Origin of the sequence: Rhizobium sp. SRDI969, from assembly GCF_025152725.1 — a bacterium.
GTDB classification, from domain to species: domain Bacteria; phylum Pseudomonadota; class Alphaproteobacteria; order Rhizobiales; family Rhizobiaceae; genus Rhizobium; species Rhizobium leguminosarum_I.
Window position 1 is genome coordinate 117,957 of record NZ_CP104035.1, and the last position, 18,237, is coordinate 136,193.

Sequence of the window (18,237 nt, forward strand, 5' to 3'; positions counted from 1 at the left end):
TCTTGCTGCTATTCCCGCAAGGATCCAAGCCGAAGGAGAGCCGCATGATCCAGACCACATTTCCCGACCGCGCCGTGATGGCCGAATTGTTGGCCAAAATGCTCTGGGAGATCAGGGCGGTGCATTTCAACGCCACCCAGCCTTACAAACTCGCCTCCGGCATGGCGAGCCCGGTCTATATCGATTGCCGCAAGCTGCTCTCCTTCCCACGCATCCGCTCGACGGTGATGGATTTCGCCGCCAGCACCCTGCTGCGCGATGCCGGCTTCGAGCAGTTCGATTGCATCGCCGGCGGCGAGACCGCCGGCATCCCCTTCGCCGCTCTGCTGGCCGATCGCCTCGGCCTCCCGATGATTTATGTGCGCAAGCAGCCGAAGGGCCATGGCCGCAATGCCCAGATCGAAGGCAACATGCCGGAAGGCTCGCGGGTGCTTGTTATCGAAGACCTGACGACGGCTGGCGGCAGCATGTTCAAGTTCATCGATGCCGTCCGTGCCGCCGGCGGCATCGTCGATCATGGCATCGCGCTGTTCTTCTACGGCATCTTCGGCGAACAGCGCTTTGCCGATGGCAAGGTCAGGCTGCATCACATCGCCACCTGGCGTAATGTTCTGGCCGTTGCCAAAGAACAGAAGCTCTTCGACGACAAGACGCTGTCGGAAGTCGAGGCCTTCCTCGACGCGCCGCTGGCGTGGTCGGGAAAGAATGGTGGCGTGAGTGAGCTTTCGCTCTAGCCGGTTGACAAAAGCTCGCCTAGCCGGTTGATGAACGTATAGATGCTGTTGGGAGGAATACGATGATTTTGTGCTGCGGCGAAGCCCTGATCGACATGCTGCCGAGGGACACCACCCTCGGTGAAAAGGGCTTTGCGCCCTATGCCGGCGGCGCGATCTTCAATACCGCCATCGCGCTCGGCCGCCTCGGCATCCCCACCGCCTTCTTCACCGGCGTTGCCGATGACATGATGGGCGAAATCCTGCTCGAGACGCTGAAGGCGAGCAATGTCGATTACAGCCCATGCGCCATCACGCCGCGTCCCTCGACCATCGCCTTCGTCAAGCTGGTGAATGGCCAGGCGACCTATGCCTTCTATGACGAAGGCACCGCCGGCCGGATGATCACCACGGCCGACCTGCCGGATCTCGGCGACGATTGCGAGGCCTTGCATTTCGGCGCGATCAGCCTGATCCCCAGCCCCTGCGGCGAAACCTACGAAGCCCTGCTCGACCGCGAAGCCGCACGCCGCGTCATCTCGCTCGATCCGAATATCCGTCCCGGTTTCATCAAGGACAAGCCGTCGCATATGGCCCGCATCAAGCGGATGGCCGCGAAATCCGACATCGTCAAGTTTTCCGACGAAGATCTCGAATGGTTCGGCCTGCAGGGCGAGCATGATGCGCTCGCCGCCCATTGGCTGAACCACGGCGCCAAGCTCGTCGTCATCACCAAGGGCGCGGAAGGCGCCTCCGGTTATACCAAGGAACGCAAGGTGACGGTGCCGAGTGAGCGCGTCACCGTCGTCGACACGGTCGGCGCCGGCGATACATTCGATGCCGGCATCCTGGCGTCGCTGAAGATGGACAATCTGTTGACCAAGGCACAGGTCGCCAATCTCGATGAGCAGGCCCTGCGTAACGCCCTGGCGCTTGGCGCCAAGACCGCCGCCGTCACCGTCTCCCGCGCTGGCGCAAATCCCCCTTGGGCGCGCGAAATAGGCCTCTGAGGCTCATTCGATCCGGTCGAGAAAGGCGCGGACCTCGCGATTGAAGAGGTCCGGTTGCTGCAGTGGCGCAAAATGGCTGACGCCGGGCAGCAGCACGAACTCCGCATCTGGGATCGTCCTTGCCAGATAATCGGCATGCTCAGGCTTGATGAATTCGTCGTGCTCGCCGAGCACGATCGAAACCGGCACCTTGATGCCTGCGAGCTGCTCCGTCGAATAATTCGGCTCCGTCGACATCATCTTCGAGACATCGGCGACAAAGGCTTCGAACTGGTCGGGTGTTGCCGATAGCGCCTGATAATCCTTCCTGTGGCGGCTGAAGCAGTGCTCGATGACAGGCGTCGCCTTGAATTCCTTGGTGCCGCTGGGATCCATGTTGCAAGCGAAGAAGAATACGCCGCAGACGCGCTCCGGCTGCTGGTCGGCGAGGATCAGCGCCGTGCAAGCGCCGTCACTCCAGCCGACAAGGACCGCTTCCTCAAGTCCGATATGATCCATGATGGCCAGTACGTCTGAGGCCATCAGGTGATAGGTGTAGGGGCGCTTATCGCGCGTGCTGCGGCCATGCCCGCGGCTGTCGATTACCAAGACCCGATGACCGGCGTCGATGAGCGCGGGAACCTGATAACCCCAATTGCCGCTATTGCCGAGCCCGCCATGCAGCAGAATGACAGCTGGGCCGGCGCCGTAGCTCGCGTACCAGATACGGGCACCCTCGTTTTCGACGAAGCCCTGCTCGTTCGTGGGGGGCAATGGCAGCGCGCCGTTTGCCTCAAAGTTCACCAGTTCGTTATCCGTCGCGGTCATCGGTTTCTCCTCTGTCGGACCTTCTATAGACGACGACATGCCCTGCAATTCGACAGGGTCAAATAAAAAAGCCCGGCCGCGTGACGGATGGGCTTCGGTAGCAGCGTAAATGCCGAATTACTTGGCGAGCTTTGTAAGTGCCGCGACCAGGCCCTGCGGGGTTCGGCCGCGCTGGAATCGTCTCGACCTTGTTCAGCGCGTTGGGCATCGCATTTCGGGATAGGTTTTAAGTGAGGGTTGTGCCGTGCGGCCCCCTCATCCGCCTGCCGGCACCTTCTCCCCGAGGGGAGAAGGGGATATGCCGCATCGTCTTTGCACCATGTTTCTCGCACCACGCCAGCTCAGCATCTGCCCGGTGCTCAAGGCAATTCTTTCGCGCGGGTGCGCGCCTGGCTTTCCTTCTTGATCGGCCGACCGACCGGGCAGACCTCCTGCACGAAGCCGTTGAGCGTGTTGACGAGATTGTTCTCGATCAGGGAATAGTGGACGAACTGGCCCTGTTTCTCTCGTCTGATCAGACCCGCAGCCTCGAGGATGGAAAGATGCTGCGAAACGGCTGGCTTGGACATGCTGAAGCGGTCGGCGATCTCGCCAGCGGTCAGCCCCGATGCCGAGAGATAGGCGAGGATCTTCCGGCGCGGCGCACTGGAAAGCGCGTGGAATACCCGTTGGGCGGCGCTGACGGAGCGGCCTTCTACGGCGTCATCGAAAGTCTCTTCGTCCAAATCCGGTCTCCGTGCCAGCGGCAATCATCACATCGAGCCGTTAAACAATTAAGCAATTAACGCATTGCTTAATTATTTCGTTCGTGCAAAGTAATTAGGTAATTGCTTAATAATGAATTGCTGAGCGATGTTCAAGTAGAGAATGCGCCCGATGGGAAGGAGTTTGTCATGAGCAGTATTTCCACTGGACGAATGATCGACAATGGGAGCGATCCGGTGAAGGGCAGAGTGGTCTGGATGCCTGCAAAGTCGATCTGGATCACCGCCATGACCTTGATTGCCATCATTGGTGGCCCACTGACCTTCACCTGGAGCGCCTTTGCCGTCTTTATCCTCTTGACCGCCATCACCATTTGCCTTGGTCATTCGGTCGGCATGCACCGGCTGCTGATCCATCACTCATTCAGCACTCATATCTGGATCGAGCACTTTCTCGTCTATCTCGGTACGCTGGTCGGCATGGCCGGCCCCTTCGGTATGATCTACGCGCACGACATTCGCGACTGGGCACAACGGCAGCGAGACTGCCATGACCTCTACGCGCATCGGCGGTCTTTCTTCATCGATGCTTTCTGGCAGATGCATTGCATTGTGGCGCTGGACCACCCGCCGCGTTTCGTCCCCGAGGAGCGCGAGCGGCGCGACCGCTTCTATCGGTTCCTGGAGGCAACATGGATGGCGCAGCAGATTCCCTTGGGGCTCGCGCTTTTTGCGCTCGGCGGACTGCCATGGGTGGTTTGGGGTATTGCCGTGCGGATATCGGTGTCGCTGACCGGACACTGGCTGGTCGGTCATTTCGCGCATCGAGCCGGCCATCAGGGCTGGAGTGTCGATGATGTCGCGGTGCAGGGCTATAACCTGCCGCGTTTCGGGCTGGTGACCTTTGGCGAGAGCTTCCATGGCAACCATCACGCCTTTCCGGATTCGGCGCGGCTCGGCATCGAGCCGGGGCAGTTGGATCTCGGTTGGTATTTCATCCGGCTGTTGGCAACGCTCGGTCTGGCTTCGGCGATCAAGCTCCCAAACATGATCGTGCCAAGGCGAGGGTTGAGACGCGTCAACGCAACCGAAACGGCGAGTGACAGTCATCCGCCACATCACGCAGCAGGTCGCGCGGAATCTCGCCCGTAAGTACCTCCTCCTTGCCGCTACGTCTCGACTCCGTCTTCTTCCCTCGGGTCCGAAGGACGGGCCGTCGTCGATCGATCAGGAGACTATCCGGGGTCACGCTCCGAGCGAAGCTCGGGAGCAGGCACCAGATCCCGCAGGAAGTTTTTGCACCAAAGTGAGACGTCGTGAGATAGCAGATGCTCCATCATCATGCTCCAGCGGTCGCGGCGCTCCTCCAGCGACATGGCAAGGCCACGGGCGAGGGCATTGGCGGTGCCTTCGACATCGTAAGGATTGACCAGCAGCGCACCCTTCAACTCGCGAGCCGCACCGGCGAAGCGCGACAGCACCAATACGCCCGGGCGATCGGGATCCTGGGCGGCGACATATTCCTTGGCAACGAGGTTCATGCCGTCGCGCAACGGCGTGACCAGCCCGATCGTCGCCAGGCGGTAGAGGCCGGCAAGCACGTTGCGGCTGATCGATCGGTTGACATAGCGGATCGGCACCCAGTCGACCGTCCCAATGGCGCCGTTCACCCGGCCTGCCTGTTCGGCGACCATTTTTTGCATATGCTCGTATTCGGGAACCTCCGATCGCGATTTCGGCGTGACCTGAAGATAGGTGACCTTGTTCTGGTAGCCAGGATTGCTGGTGAGGAAGCGTTCGAACGCTTCCAGCCGCTGAATGATGCCCTTCGAATAATCGAGGCGGTCGACCCCGATGATCATGTCCCGGCCTTCAATGCTGCGCCGGGTCTTCTGTACCATGATATTGTTTGCGGCTTTCTCGGCGAACTCGGCGAAGGCAGCGGTTTCGATCCCGATCGGATAGGCGCCGGCCTTGAATATCCGCCCATGCGAATCGAACAATCCATTTCCGAGGTCGTCGCCAATTCCCTCCCGGCGCAGATATCCGGCAAAGTTCTGGAGGTCGTAGTCGGTCTGGAAGCCGACGAGATCGTAATGCGAGAGCCCGCGCATGATTTCCTCGTGGACGGGCATCGTGACCAGAATGTCGGCCGGCGGCCAGGGAATGTGCAGGAAAAAGCCGATCCGGTTCTTCAGCCCCATTTGGCGGAGTTCCGCCGCCAGCGGAATGAGGTGGTAATCATGAACCCAGATGATGTCGTCCGGCTCGATCATCGGCGCTAGCCTGTGAGCGAAGAAGCGGTTGACGCGGAAATATCCGGCCATTTCCTTCCGGCCATATTCGGCGAGGTCCAGTCGATAATGGCAGATGGGCCAGAGAACGCGGTTTGCGAAGCCGCGATAATACTCCTCGACATCGGTGTCGGTGAGATCGGTCAGCGCATAGGTGATGTTGCCTTTCTGCAGTTGCGACAGCGGGCCAGGTTCCTTCTCCCCGCTCGATTCTCCCGACCATCCCATCCAGATGCCGCCACGCTCCTGCAGGGCTGCCTGCAACGCGACGGCCAGGCCGCCGGCAGCGGCGCTCCCATCTTTGGCGGGCATGGGAACACGATTTGAAACGACGACAAGACGGCTCATGAGCTTCCTTTAAAGGAGATGAGACATGAAAACGCTGCGTGACGAGCGTCTTGAGACATCTCCTGAACTTGGGCAGGGACCATGCAGTGAAGGCGCCGACATCGACGAGCCGACCCGGACGCGAGCGGCCCAAGGGGAACAACGAACGGAGCATCTTCTGCACAGATTTTGCTTGAATCTAGGGCGATTCCCTCGAATTGAAAGAATTCATTCTACAATTTTTGATTAGAAGAACGTTCAATCCGGTTTCGCTTAACGAAGCCCATCGTGCGGGTGCATCAGGCCCGCTGATATTAGTTCATCATTTGCGGCGCAATGACGATATTGGCGGCAGTCAGCACTGGGCGCGCTGCCGGCACTTCTCCCCGTTCTGACGGGGAGAAGGGAATATGCCGTGACCTCTCCGTTCCTCACTCGCCTCTCGCAGGGCACGTCCCCTCTCCCCGTCAGAACGGGGAGAGGGCTAGGGTGAAGGGCAATCTCGAGCGCTTACTTCGCAAGCTTCGCCAGTGCCGCAACCAGGCCCTGCGTCGAGGAGTCATGCGATGCTGCACTTTTCTTGCCTTCGACGACCGGCAGCAGGCCCGTCGCCAGTTCCTTGCCGAGCTCGACGCCCCACTGGTCGAAGGAGTTGATGCGGAAGAGCACGCCTTCGACGAAGACGCGGTGTTCGTAAAGCGCGATCAGCCGGCCGAGCGCATAAGGGGTCAGCTTGTCATAGACGAAGGTGATCGACGGACGGTTGCCATTGAAGACGCGGTGCGGCGCGATGAAATCGGCCTTTTTGTCGTCCATGCCTTTGTCGGTCAGCTGCTTCTTGGCTTCTGCGAAGGTGCGTCCCTTCATCAGCGCTTCCGACTGGGCGAGAACGTTGGAGATCAAGAGCTGGTGCTGGTGGCGCAGCTCCGGCTCGAAGGCGTTGGCGGCGATCATGAACTCGGCCGGGATGATGCTCGTGCCCTGATGGATGAGCTGGTAGAAGGCGTGCTGGCCGTTGGTGCCGGGCTCGCCCCAGACGACAGGGCCGGAATTGCCTTCGACCGGCGTGCCGTCGATGGTGACGCCCTTGCCGTTCGACTCCATGTCCAGCTGTTGCAGATAGGCCGGGAAGCGCGACAGGCGCTGGTCGTAGGGTAGGATGGCGCGCGTGGGGTAGCCGAGCACATTGCGATGGTAGAAGCCGATCAGGCCGAGCAGCATCGGCAGGTTTTCGGTAACCGGTGCCTTACGGAAATGATTGTCGACGGCGTGGGCGCCGTCGAGGAACTTGCCGAAATTCTCCGGCCCGACGGCGATCATCAGCGGCAGGCCGATCGCCGACCAGATCGAATAGCGGCCGCCGACCCAGTCCCAGAAGCCGAAGACGCGGGCGCTGTCGATGCCGAAGGCGGCAACCTTGTCGAGCGCCGTCGAGACGGCGGCGAAATGGTGCTGCACGGCCGCTTCGCCAAGCGCCTTGGCGATGAAATTGCGCGCCGTCTGCGCATTGGTCATCGTCTCGATGGTGGTGAAGGTCTTCGAGGCAACGATGAATAGCGTCGTTTCCGGCTGCACCAGCTTCAGGATGTCGGCGATGTGGGCGCCGTCGATGTTGGAGACGAAATGGGCGCGCGGACCGTCATGGAAGGGAGCAAGCGCCAGCGTCGCCATCACAGGCCCGAGGTCCGAGCCGCCGATGCCGATATTGACGACATCGGTGATCGCCTTGCCGGTCGCGCCCTTCAGCGCGCCGGAGCGAACGCCGTCGGCAAACTTGCCCATGGCGGCAAGCACGGAATTGACGTCGGGCATGACGTCCTTGCCGTCGACCAGCACCGGCGTGTTGGAGCGGTTGCGCAGCGCGGTGTGCAGAACGGCGCGATCCTCGGTGAAGTTGATCGCCTTGCCGGAGAACATTTCCTCGCGCTTCTTCTCGACGCCGCCGTCTTCGGCGAGCTTCACCAAGAGCTTGAGGATGTCGTCATTCACCGCCGTCTTGGAAAAATCCATCAGCAGGTCGTCGAGCGAAACGGAAAAGCGCGAAAAGCGCTGCGAATCGGCGGCGAAGGCGGCACGGATATCTGTTGCCTTGGTGGCATCAGCGGTGCTTTTCAGCTGTTCGACGATGGCGTTCATGGGAAGCTCCTTTGGAGGCGGAAAGGTTGCGGAAACTATTCGCTTTCTCACCCGCAAATCAAGTTCAGCCACCTGCCGAAATAGAAAAAAGCCACCCGGCAAGCGGATGGCCGATTCAGGAAGGCTCTTATTCGTCAAATCGTCAAATTCAGCCGCGCAAGTCCTTGCGCATAATCTTGCCGACCGGCGACTTCGGCAGCTCGGTGCGGAATTCGATGAAGCGCGGGCGTTTGTAGTTGGTGAGGTTGGCGATGCAATGGGCCTTCACCTCGGCTTCCGTCAGGTTCGGATCCTTCCTGACCACGAAGAGCTTCACCGCCTCGCCCGAATGTCCGTCCGGCACGCCGATGGCCGCGGCTTCGAGGATGCCGGCATGCATGGCGGCGACTTCCTCTATCTCGTTCGGATAGACATTGAAGCCCGAGACCAGGATCATGTCCTTCTTGCGGTCGACGATCTTGGTGTAGCCGCGTTCGTCCATGAAACCCATGTCGCCCGTGCGGAAGTAGCCGTCGTCGGTCATCGCCCGCGCCGTCTCTTCCGGCTTCTGCCAATAGCCGGCCATCACCTGCGGCCCGCGGATGCAGATCTCGCCGACGTCGCCGAGCGGCAGCGAATTGCCTGCTTCGTCGCGGATGTCGAGGTCGGTGGAGGGAAGCGGCAGGCCGATCGTGCCGGTGAACTCAGGCGAATCGAAGCGGTTGGCAGTGGCAACAGGCGATGTCTCGGAAAGGCCGTAGCCTTCCGTCACTGCCGTGCCCGTCATCTTCAGCCAGCGTTCGGCGACCGGGCGCTGGACGGCCATGCCGCCACCCAGCGACATGATCAGCGAGGAGAAGTCGAGCTTGGCAAAATCGGCATTGTTCATCAGCGCATTGAACAGCGTGTTGAGGCCGGGGAAGATATGCACCTTCGATTTTTCGAATTCCTTGACGAGACCGCGAATGTCGCGCGGATTGGCGATCAGGATATTGTGGGCGCCAAGCGACATGCCCATCAGCGAATTCACCGTCAGCGCGAAGATGTGGTAGAGCGGCAGGGCGCAGAGGAAATTCAGCACCTCCGGCTCTTTCTTGCGCTCGAAGGCCGATCGAAGCCAGAGCGACAGCTGCAGCTTGTTGGCGAGCAGGTTTTCATGCGTCAGCACCGCGCCCTTGGCAACGCCCGTCGTGCCGCCGGTATATTGCAGGAAGGCGACATCGCTGCCCGTCAGCGTGACCGGCTGGGGCTTTTTTCCCGCACCTTCACGCAGCACCTGGCCGAAGCTCCTGTGCTGAGGGATCGACCAGGAGGGAACGAGCTTCTTCACCTTGCGCACGACGAAATTGACGATCAGCCCCTTCGGCCCCAGCATTTCCCCGAGCGAGGTGACGACGACATGGCGCAGATCGGTCTTGTTGAGGACCTGCTCCACGGTACGGGCGAAATTCTCCAGCACGAAGATCGCCTTGGCGCCGGAATCCCGCAACTGGTGTTCGAGTTCGCGCGGCGTATAGAGCGGGTTGACGTTCACGACGACGAGGCCGGCGCGCAGGATGGCGTAGGTCGCGATCGGGTTCTGCAGCACGTTCGGCATCATCACGGCGACGCGGTCGCCCTTCTGAAGGCCGGTGCTTTGCAGCCAGGCGGCAACCTTGCGCGTCTGGCTCTCCAGCTCGCGGTAACGCATCGCCTTGCCCATGCTGGAAAAGGCGGTCCGGTCGGCGTAACGGGCGCAGGATTTTTCGAGCAGTTCTGTAAGCGAGGCATATTCCAGCGGCGGAATCTCTGCCGGAACGATATCGGGATAGGCGGCAAGCCAGGGCTTGTCGGGCTTCGCTCCGTTCGGATGGACGGAAATGCTGTTCATCGTATCCTCTCTCCCTTGCGGCCGCCGCGCCGGCCGCGCCGGTAATCGGCTGGCCCACAATTGACTGGAAGAGTCCTCCATCTTCCAGTCCAGCAGCTTATGCCATTGCCTGAACGGTTCAAGCCGAATGAAGCTAAACTAACCTTGACGTAAACGTCAACATTTGCCCATCGCGGGATCATGGGAAGGATGGGAACTTTGAGTCCGCCATGACGTTCATCTTGCATACCCATCATGAGGAAACACCAAAAGGAGGTGCACAATGTTGAACGAGGATACTGACGCCACCCGCCGTGACCCGAATGTCAAGGACACGCATTCGCTGATCGCCAGCGACCGCGTCGAGGGCACTCGCGTCTATGGTCCGGATGGCAGGCATATCGGCTCGATCGAACGCCTGATCATCGGAAAGCGCGACGGCCGCGTCGCCTATGCCGTGCTGAGCTTCGGCGGCTTCCTGGGCATCGGTCACGATCACTATCCGCTTCCCTGGGAAAAGCTGAACTACGACACCCAGCTGGACGGCTATCGCATCGACCTGACAAAGGAGCAGATCGAAGGCGCTCCGAGCTATTCGGACGATGACGACACTTGGTACAACGACAATGGCCGCCGGGTCTATGATTACTACGGCGTGCCGCCCTACTGGATGTAACGTCATCCGATAGGCCGAGCTGGAAGGGCCCCGCGGATGCGGGGCCTTTTTGGTGTTTGGTTCGTGCCGATGGCTGCCCTAACTTTAGGCCTGCCTGCGTCGAGCTATTTGTCTCGACTCTCCTGAGTGAGGACGGGCCTTACAAGGCGCGCGAGGAACGGAGAGGCCGCGGCATATCCTCTTCTCCCCTCGGGGAGAAGGTGCCGGCAGGCGGATGAGGGGGCCATACGGCATCACCTCTCTAACCTATGCCGTTACGCCAATGGAATGCCGTGCCCCAGCGCCTTGAACACAGTCGAGATGGGACCGGCGCGATTGAACTCCGCAGGGTGTTATTGGAAAAGTCGGCTTCATCGGCCCCCTCATCCGCCCTACGGGCACCTTCTCCCCGAGGGGAGAAGAGGGGATCGAGACGCTGCGACATATCCCTTCTCCCCTTCGGTGGCGGCAGCCGGATGAGGGGCTTTTCAGTGGCCGGCGACGAGATCGTTGGCCGAGCGCAGCACGGCGCCGACGGTGATGTCACCTGCTTCAATCGTCCTCGCCGTCTTGACCGCAAACACATGGCTCTCGCCGGGCAGCAGCGTCACCAGCATCGAATCGACGACGGCATCCGGATCCAATCGATCGGTCATCAGGCAGAGATCCTTGAGGAAGTTTTGCGCCGTCACCTTGACCTGATACCCGCCGTCGATCCCGGCGACATCGACCGTCAGCCGCGGTGCCGGCAAGGCAAGCTCGATATCCTCGACGAAATAGTGGAAGGCGCGCCGGTCGAGCATCTGCACGACGATGAGCTCGTCCTTCGGTAAGTCGGGGGTGACGATATCCTCCGGCAGTGGAAATTCCTTTGCCTCGAAGCGGTCGCAGAGCAGGCGCCAGAATTCGAATTCGGCAAGAACGGTTCCGTCAAGCTTCAGGCGCTTGCCGCTGATCTTCGCCCGCCAGAATAGCGTCCGTTCATTGACGGCCACCGCCGCAAGCCCACCGCCGCGCGGCTGGATCGTCAGCAGGCGCGGATCATAGGCTGCCTTCAGCGCATACCAGAGCGGCTTGCGGCGCCCGGCCGAATCGAGGGCTGCCCATGAGGTTACCGGCCAGCAATCGTTGAACTGCCAGACCACCGCGCCCTTGCAGATATCGCGATGCGAGCGCATGTGCTCGACGCCGAAGCGGATGGCGCGCGCCTGATTGAGCTGGGTCGCGAAGTGCCAGTCTTCCATCGTCTTGGGCTCCGGCAAATGGCCGGAGAGGCCGCCGATCAGCTTATCGTTGCCTTGGGTTGCCTTCTGATGGTGGAAGACGCCATTCGATTGCGGCGTCAGCGGCGCGTCATGCACGCTCTCTTCGATCGTCGCCCAGGCGGTCGGCGCCTGCCAGCCGAATTCGGAGCAGAAGCGCGGGATATAATTGCGGTAGACCTCGTAGCCGACATCGTTCCACACGTCCCAGATATGTTTGCAGCCATGTGCGTCGGCATTGGGTTCGATCTCCATCGAGCCGGAATAGGGACTGCCGGGGTAATAGGGCCGGTCCGGATCAAGTTCGGCGCAGAGTTTCGGCAGCAGGTCGAGATAATAGCCGAGCCCCCAGCTTTCGCCCGCGTTGATGATCGGCCGCCAGCCCCATTCGTCGAAACCCCAGATGTTCTCGTTATTGCCGTTCCAGAGGACGAGCGAGGCATGCGGCATCAGCCGCGCGACATTGTCGCGCACCTCCGCCTCGACCTCGCTTCTGAGCGGCTCTTCCTCCGGATAGGCGGCGCAGGCAAAGAGAAAATCCTGCCAGACCAGCATGCCGGCGCGGTCGCAGGCCTCATAGAATTGGTCGGCCTCGAAGATGCCGCCGCCCCAGACGCGCAGCATATGAATATTGGCGGCCTTTGCCTCCTCGATCCGCGCGGCATAACGCTCGGCCGTCACCCGCGGGGGAAAACAATCGTCCGGTATCCAGTTTGCCCCGCAGATGAAGAGCGGCACGTCGTTGATGACGAAGGTAAACGCCGAGCCGTGGTCGTCGGCCGAAGTATCGAGCCGCAGCGAACGGAAACCGAGTTCGCGCTGATAGCTGTCGAGCAGATCGTCGCTGGCGCCGTCGGTCAGCCTCAGCGTCATTGGATAGAGCGGCTGCGCGCCGAGATGGTGCGGCCACCAGAGCTGCGGCGAGGGGAGGGAAAGTTCGAGGGAAACCGCTTCTTCGTCAGGTCCAATCGCCACTGTCTTGGTCACGCCGCCGATTTCGGCAACGAGCCTCAACGGCGTCTTGTCGCCCTGCCGCGCCAGCCGGGCATGCACATTCACCCGCCCGTCGCCGCCGTCAAGTGTTGCCGACACCCTGGTTTCGGCAAGCCGCGCCCGGTCCCAGCTTTCCAACCGGACCGGCTTCCAGAGGCCTGCTGTGACCAGCGTCGGCCCCCAGTCCCAGCCGAAATTGCAGGCCATCTTGCGCATCAGATTGCCCGGACCCGGATAGTTGTTGGGACGGTAGCCGTAATGTTTTTCCATCTCCGCGCCATAGGCGTAGGCGGAGCGGAAGATGACCGTGAGTTCGTTGGCGCCGGATTTCAGCAATCCCGAAGCATCGAAACGATAGGTGCGGTGCATGTTGAAGGTACGGCCGATCTCTTCGCCGTTGAGTGATATCACCGCAACCGTATCGAGCCCGTCGAAGACCAGTTCCTGCACCCTGGCATCGTCAAGCATCGCCTCGAAGCTGCAGCGATAGGTCCAGTCGGTCTTGCCGATCCAGTCGTTGGTGATCTCGTTGACGTCGATATAGGGATCGGGGATCAGCCGGTTGGCGAGAAGGTCGAGATGCACGCAGCCCGGCACCGTCGCGGGGATTGCAGCCGGCAGGCCGGGCCTCACTGTATCGTTACAGGAGAGCGTCCAGCCGGAATTGAGCGCAGTCTTTTCGATCATGGCGGGCTCCTGTCATGATGCCGCTTGAAGCTATGGGATTATCTGTGATTGGAACGTATCGGTGGTTCGGCGTCAGATGCCTCAGAGAAACCGGCCGTGGCGCTGCATCACCTCGATCTTGTAGCCATCGGGATCGCTGATGAAGAAGAACAGGCCAAAGAGCTTGCCGTCGCGGTTGAGCTCCACCAGTTCACCGGGCTTCAGCCCGAGCTTTGACAGCCGCTCGCGCTCGACCGCCACCTCTTCGACGGAGACGGCGAGATGGCCATAGGCATTGCCGGGATCGTATGGCGCGGTCCGGCCCTTGTTGACGGTCAGTTCCAGCTCGAAGCCGGTCTCGGCATTGCTCATATAGATCAGCGTGAAGGTTTCGAAATCGACGCGGTCGGCGACCGAAAGACCGAATGCCCTCTCGTAGAATTCAACGGAGTGCGCCTCATCGAGAACGCGGATCATGGAGTGGATCATCTTCGCCAAGTCTGCCTCCCATTCCACTACAGCGCCGCGCGTCTTTTTAGACGCGCAAAGGACGCTGTAGCACTTTGAATTGCTGCGGCAGTCTTGGTACCCGTCCTTTTACGCCGCGCGCAAGCCGATTCTTCGCGTAATCGCCGCTTCGACCAGACCCATGGCGTCATAGATCAGCACCGCCATCAGGCCGACGATCAGGCCGCCCTGCAGGATGAAGGCGGTATTGTCGGAGATCAGCCCGGCGATGATGACCTCGCCGAGACCCTTGGCGGCCACCATCGAGCCGATTGTCGCCGTGCCGATATTGATCACGGTCGCGACCTTCAGCCCCTCGAGGATCAGCGGCAGGGCAAGCGGCAGCTCGACGCGAAACAGCCGCTGCGTACCGTTCATGCCCATGCCGTCGGCAGCATCGAGAACCTGCGGCGAAACCTGCTTCAGCCCGGCGACGGTGTTTTCGAAGATCGGCAGCAGGCCGTAGAGAAAGAGCGCGATCAGCGTCGGCATGGCGCCGAAACCGGTCGCCGGAACCGCGAGCGCCAGTACTGCGACCGGCGGAAAAGTCTGCCCGGCATTGGCGATGGCGCGCGACAGCGGCAGAAAATCGGCCCCGCTTTCCCGCGTCACGAAGATGCCGCCGATAACCGCAAGCACGGCGCTGCAGACGATCGAGCCGATTACCAGCTGCAGATGGCCGGCGGTCAGCGAAGCAAGGCTGTTTTGCGTATAGACGGCGGGCGCATTGTTGCTAGTCAGCGGCACCAGCGTGAAGGAAAGCCACTCCGTCCTGAACAGTAGGATGAGCAGCAAAGCCAGCGCCGCCAGGCGGAAGAGATTGGCGACGACGAGCTTCATGCCTTGCGGCCCAGTTCGAGAAGCCGCGTCATCGAGATCGATCCCACAGGCGCCTTTTGCGCATCCTGCACCGCCGCCTCGTCGACCCCCTGCCAGATCATTTCAGCCAGCGCGTCGCGGAGACTGAGCGACTGCGGCAGGGCATAGGCAAGACCGGTCTTGGCCGGCTCCATGCTTTCCTTCAGCGGCAGCAGCGACATCAGCTTCAGCGCCCGGTCGGAGGTGCCGGTCAATTGCTGCACGAAGGGATCGGCGGGTTCGGTGAGGATCTTTTCCGGCGTCGAGCATTGCAGCAACCTGCCCTCGCTCATCACCGCGATCTGGTTGCCGAGATGAAAGGCCTCGTCCATGTCGTGGGTGACGAGAATGACCGTGGTGCCGAACTGCTTCTGGATCGCCAAGAGGTCGTCCTGCGCCTTACCGCGAATGACCGGATCGAGCGCGCCGAAGGGCTCGTCCATCAACAGCAATTCCGGTTCGGCCGCCAGCGCCCGGGCGACGCCGACGCGCTGCTGTTGGCCGCCGGAGAGCTGATGCGGATATTTGTCGGCAAAGGCTGCCGGATCGAGGTTGAAAAGCCCGAGCAGTTCCTCGACCCGTTTGGCGATACGCGTCGAATCCCAATCGAGAAGCTGCGGCACGGTGGCGATATTCTGCGCCACGGTGCGGTGCGGAAAAAGGCCGTGCCCCTGGATCGCATAGCCGATCTTGCGGCGAAGCTCGGTCACCTCAACATCCATCACGTTCTGCCCGCCGACTGAGATTTCGCCCTCGGTGATCGGCACCAGCCGGTTGATCATCCGCATCAGCGTCGATTTGCCGGAGCCCGAGGTGCCGACGATGACGGTGATCTCACCCTTCTCGACGCTCATCGAAACGTTGTCGACGACGGTGGCCGCGCCATAGCGCTTGGTGACGTTCCTGATCTCGATCATGGTCATGCGGCAGATCCCCGGATGCTTTCGATGACCGCATCGAGGATGACGGCCGATGAGAAGGCGAAGAAGACGGTCGGCACGGCGCCGAGCAGGACGAGGTCCATGGCCGTCTGGCCGAGCCCCTGGAAGATGAAGATGCCGAAGCCGCCGCCGCCGATCAATGCGGCGATGGTCACCATGCCGATTGCCTGCACCAGCACGATGCGGATGCCGGTGAGGATGACGGGAAAGGCAAGCGGCATATCGATGCCGGTCAGGATCTGCAAGCGCGTCAGCCCCATGCCGGCCGCAGCGTCCCGCACCGAGGGATCGACGCCCTGAAGGCCGACGACGGTGTTGGCGACGATCGGCAGCAGCGAGTAGAGCACGAGCGCAATCAAGGCAGGCGCCGTGCCGATGCCGCGAATGCCGATCGCGGCGGCGAGCGGCACATGCGTGGCGAGATAGCCGAGCGGCAGCATCAACAGGCCGAAGAGCGCCAGACTTGGGATCGTCTGGATGAGGCTGAGGCCCTGCAGCACGATGGCGCGCAGCTTCGGCACCCAGAAGCAGAGGATGCCGAGCGGCAGGCCGAGAACAATGGCGATCGCAAGTGAGCCGAACGCCAAGAGCAGATGCGAGATCGCCTCCGTCTCGAACTGCGGAGCCCGCGTCGAGAATTCCTTCATGATCGAAAGGCTGTCGAGCAGGCCGGAGGAGAGCGAGATGAAGAGCAGCGCCGCATAGGCGGCAAGGGCTGCGATCCGCATCCAGGGCGCCAGGCGGATCTTCACCAGCGCATCGGATATGACGAGGCCGATGACCGCAAACAGCACCCAGAAGCCGCCGCCGGGCGTCATGCGCGCCACCGTGCTGCCGGGCGGCGTTGCCGCTGTCGAAACGAGGCCGATCGCAACGATCAGCGCCGCAAGGCAGAGTGTGGCGATGACAAGCCGCGTGATCGCATGGCGTAGGAACAGCGTGGCGAAGGCGGTGAGAAGGAGAAGCATGGTCAGGACGATGACGGAAGGCTGGGGAAGAAGCTGCATCAGCAGCATCGGCTTGCCGGCGGCGATGCGGTTTGCCTTCACATAGATGAAGGGCATCAGTGCTGTCGCCGCGATGCCGCCGGCCACCAAAACCACGCCGAGCCGGTCCAGCTTGCGGACCGCTAAGGTTTCTTCCATCAAATCAACCCTGTCTGGCCAACATCAGCCCAACCTTATCAGCAAAGGGAGGCTCCGCCCGCAATCGGGCGGAGCGAGCGATGATTACTTCAGGAAGCCCTTTTCCTTGAGATAGGCTTCGGCGACGGACTTTGCCGGCTCGCCATCGACCTGGATCTTGGCATTGAGCTTACGCAATTCGTCGGCGGTCAGGCTCTTGAAGATCGGCGAGAGCACTTCCTCGATCTTCGGATTGGCCTTCAACACCTCTTCGCGGATGATCGGCGTCGGCGCATAGACCTGCTGCACGTTCTTGTCGTCTTCGAGAACGGTCAGTTGGGCCGCTTCGATCGCGCCGTCGGTGCCGTAGACCATGGCGGTGTTGACGCCGTTCGTCTGGTCGGCGGCCGCCTTGATCGTTGCCGCCGTGTCGCCGCCGGAAAGAACGACCATCTGGTCGGGCTTCAGCTGGAAGCCGTAGGTCGTCTGGAAGGCGGGAAGCGCGCCGGCCGAATTGACGAATTCGGCGGAGGCGGCAAGCTTGGCGGCACCGCCGCCGGCAACCCATTTGCCGAAGTCGGTGAGGCTCTTCAGCTTGTTCGGGCCGGCGACGTCGCTGCGCACGGCGAGCGCCCAGGTGTTGTTGGCAGGCGACGGTGTCAGCCAGACGATCTTGTTGGCATCGTAATCGAGCTTCTTCGCCAGCTCATAGCCCTGGTCGATGTTCTTCCACGCCGCGTCATCGGCCTTGTTGAAGAAAAAGCCGGCATTGCCGGTATATTCGGGATAGATGTCGATTTCGCCTGATGTGATCGCCTTGCGCACCACAGGTGTCGCGCCAAGCGCGATGCGGTCCTGCGTCTTGATGCCGTTCGCTTCGAGAGCGAGCGCAATGACGTTGCCGAGCAGCGTGCCTTCCGTGTCGATCTTCGACGAGACGACGACGTCGGCGGCATGGGCCGCGCCCGCCGCGAAGGCGGAGAGCGAAACGGCAAGTGCGAGTTTCTTCAGCATGGAATATCCCCTTGTTAAACACCATTGAATGAGGCCCAAGCCCTTGGCGGAGGCTTGCGCGCAGGAAAATCCGCCGGCGAGGGCGGTGAGCCCGCCATCATGCCGGAATTGCGTGCGTGATGGAAATAGCGTGCATGCCCGAAAAATCGATGCAAGGCCCCTCCAGTATTTGCGGTCACGGCATGATTATCGCGGCGAATGCACCTCCGCGCGCGGAAACGCATTCCCTTTTCCAAGGCCGGCGCGATTTGTTTTTGTCCCCTTGCGTGTTTCCACGATATTCCCGGGCTCTGTTGCGGATTCCCGCCGCCCGGATTTTTCTATGATCGAACGATAGCCGGCCTCTCCGGAAGCAGGGATATCTTTTTTCATGAACACATCATATCGTCCGGTTTTTC

The 18,237-nt window shown here is 61.2% G+C and carries 16 protein-coding genes; 4 read left to right on the plus strand and 12 right to left on the minus strand.

What is annotated here, in order from left to right:
- The first annotated feature begins 44 nt into the window (after window positions 1–44).
- Both N2A41_RS00620 and N2A41_RS00625 read left to right on the plus strand, forming a co-directional pair.
- Window positions 45–734: an orotate phosphoribosyltransferase gene (locus N2A41_RS00620; RefSeq protein WP_162119307.1), complete on the plus strand. Its 690-nt coding sequence runs from the start codon at window positions 45–47 to the stop codon at window positions 732–734.
- Between the two features lie 62 nt (window positions 735–796).
- Window positions 797–1,723: a carbohydrate kinase family protein gene (locus N2A41_RS00625; protein WP_222386657.1), complete on the plus strand. Its 927-nt coding sequence runs from the start codon at window positions 797–799 to the stop codon at window positions 1,721–1,723.
- A 3-nt stretch (window positions 1,724–1,726) separates the two neighbouring features.
- Here N2A41_RS00625 and N2A41_RS00630 read toward each other — a convergent pair whose 3' ends face one another.
- Together N2A41_RS00630 and N2A41_RS00635 are read right to left on the minus strand one after the other, a co-directional pair.
- Window positions 1,727–2,530, minus strand: a complete 804-nt coding sequence (locus tag N2A41_RS00630) for an alpha/beta fold hydrolase (RefSeq protein WP_222332365.1) — start codon at window positions 2,528–2,530, stop codon at window positions 1,727–1,729.
- 359 nt (window positions 2,531–2,889) lie between these two features.
- Window positions 2,890–3,255 (minus strand): metalloregulator ArsR/SmtB family transcription factor, encoded by a 366-nt coding sequence (locus tag N2A41_RS00635; protein WP_222332364.1) that lies wholly within the window; start codon window positions 3,253–3,255, stop codon window positions 2,890–2,892.
- Between the two features lie 168 nt (window positions 3,256–3,423).
- Here N2A41_RS00635 and N2A41_RS00640 point away from each other — a divergent pair, with 168 nt between their 5' ends.
- Window positions 3,424–4,386 (plus strand): acyl-CoA desaturase, encoded by a 963-nt coding sequence (locus N2A41_RS00640; RefSeq protein ID WP_260109979.1) that lies wholly within the window; start codon window positions 3,424–3,426, stop codon window positions 4,384–4,386.
- Window positions 4,387–4,469: 83 nt separating this feature from the next.
- Here the strand turns inward: N2A41_RS00640 and otsA are convergent, their stop codons facing one another.
- The 3 genes from otsA to N2A41_RS00655 all read right to left on the minus strand — a co-directional run bounded on the left by otsA (window position 4,470) and on the right by N2A41_RS00655 (window position 9,840).
- Window positions 4,470–5,876 carry an alpha,alpha-trehalose-phosphate synthase (UDP-forming) gene (gene otsA, locus N2A41_RS00645; RefSeq protein ID WP_260109980.1) on the minus strand — a complete coding sequence of 469 codons (1,407 nt, stop codon included), beginning with the start codon at window positions 5,874–5,876 and terminating at the stop codon, window positions 4,470–4,472.
- Between the two features lie 489 nt (window positions 5,877–6,365).
- Window positions 6,366–7,991, minus strand: coding sequence for a glucose-6-phosphate isomerase (pgi, locus tag N2A41_RS00650; protein WP_222365522.1), 1,626 nt, complete (start codon window positions 7,989–7,991; stop codon window positions 6,366–6,368).
- Window positions 7,992–8,139: 148 nt separating this feature from the next.
- Window positions 8,140–9,840, minus strand: a complete 1,701-nt coding sequence (locus tag N2A41_RS00655; protein WP_260109981.1) for a long-chain fatty acid--CoA ligase — start codon at window positions 9,838–9,840, stop codon at window positions 8,140–8,142.
- Between the two features lie 262 nt (window positions 9,841–10,102).
- Here N2A41_RS00655 and N2A41_RS00660 point away from each other — a divergent pair, with 262 nt between their 5' ends.
- The gene (locus N2A41_RS00660) at window positions 10,103–10,495 is read left to right on the plus strand and encodes a PRC-barrel domain-containing protein (RefSeq protein ID WP_017958814.1); all 393 of its coding nucleotides are present in this window, start codon (window positions 10,103–10,105) and stop codon (window positions 10,493–10,495) included.
- Between the two features lie 467 nt (window positions 10,496–10,962).
- On the opposite strand, the gene N2A41_RS00665 is transcribed toward N2A41_RS00660, so the two are convergent.
- The 7 genes from N2A41_RS00665 to N2A41_RS00695 form a co-directional block, all read right to left on the minus strand.
- A complete protein-coding gene (locus tag N2A41_RS00665) occupies window positions 10,963–13,416 on the minus strand; it encodes a glycoside hydrolase family 2 protein (RefSeq protein ID WP_260109982.1) in 2,454 nt (817 codons plus the stop codon).
- Between the two features lie 81 nt (window positions 13,417–13,497).
- Entirely contained in the window at window positions 13,498–13,893 is a 396-nt protein-coding gene (locus N2A41_RS00670; RefSeq protein ID WP_222332358.1) for a VOC family protein, read from the minus strand.
- A 99-nt stretch (window positions 13,894–13,992) separates the two neighbouring features.
- Entirely contained in the window at window positions 13,993–14,742 is a 750-nt protein-coding gene (locus tag N2A41_RS00675) for an ABC transporter permease (RefSeq protein ID WP_260109983.1), read from the minus strand.
- Window positions 14,739–15,683, minus strand: coding sequence for an ABC transporter ATP-binding protein (locus tag N2A41_RS00680; protein ID WP_260109984.1), 945 nt, complete (start codon window positions 15,681–15,683; stop codon window positions 14,739–14,741). Before N2A41_RS00680 ends, N2A41_RS00675 begins: the two co-directional genes overlap by 4 nt.
- Window positions 15,680–16,846: an ABC transporter permease gene (locus N2A41_RS00685; RefSeq protein WP_260109985.1), complete on the minus strand. Its 1,167-nt coding sequence runs from the start codon at window positions 16,844–16,846 to the stop codon at window positions 15,680–15,682. Before N2A41_RS00685 ends, N2A41_RS00680 begins: the two co-directional genes overlap by 4 nt.
- Window positions 16,847–16,930: 84 nt before the next feature.
- Window positions 16,931–17,839 carry a glycine betaine ABC transporter substrate-binding protein OsmF gene (gene osmF / locus N2A41_RS00690; protein WP_017966838.1) on the minus strand — a complete coding sequence of 303 codons (909 nt, stop codon included), beginning with the start codon at window positions 17,837–17,839 and terminating at the stop codon, window positions 16,931–16,933.
- Between the two features lie 186 nt (window positions 17,840–18,025).
- On the minus strand, window positions 18,026–18,211 hold the full coding sequence (locus tag N2A41_RS00695) for an acetyltransferase (RefSeq protein ID WP_260109986.1): 186 nt from the start codon (window positions 18,209–18,211) through the stop codon (window positions 18,026–18,028).
- Window positions 18,212–18,237 lie beyond the last annotated feature (26 nt).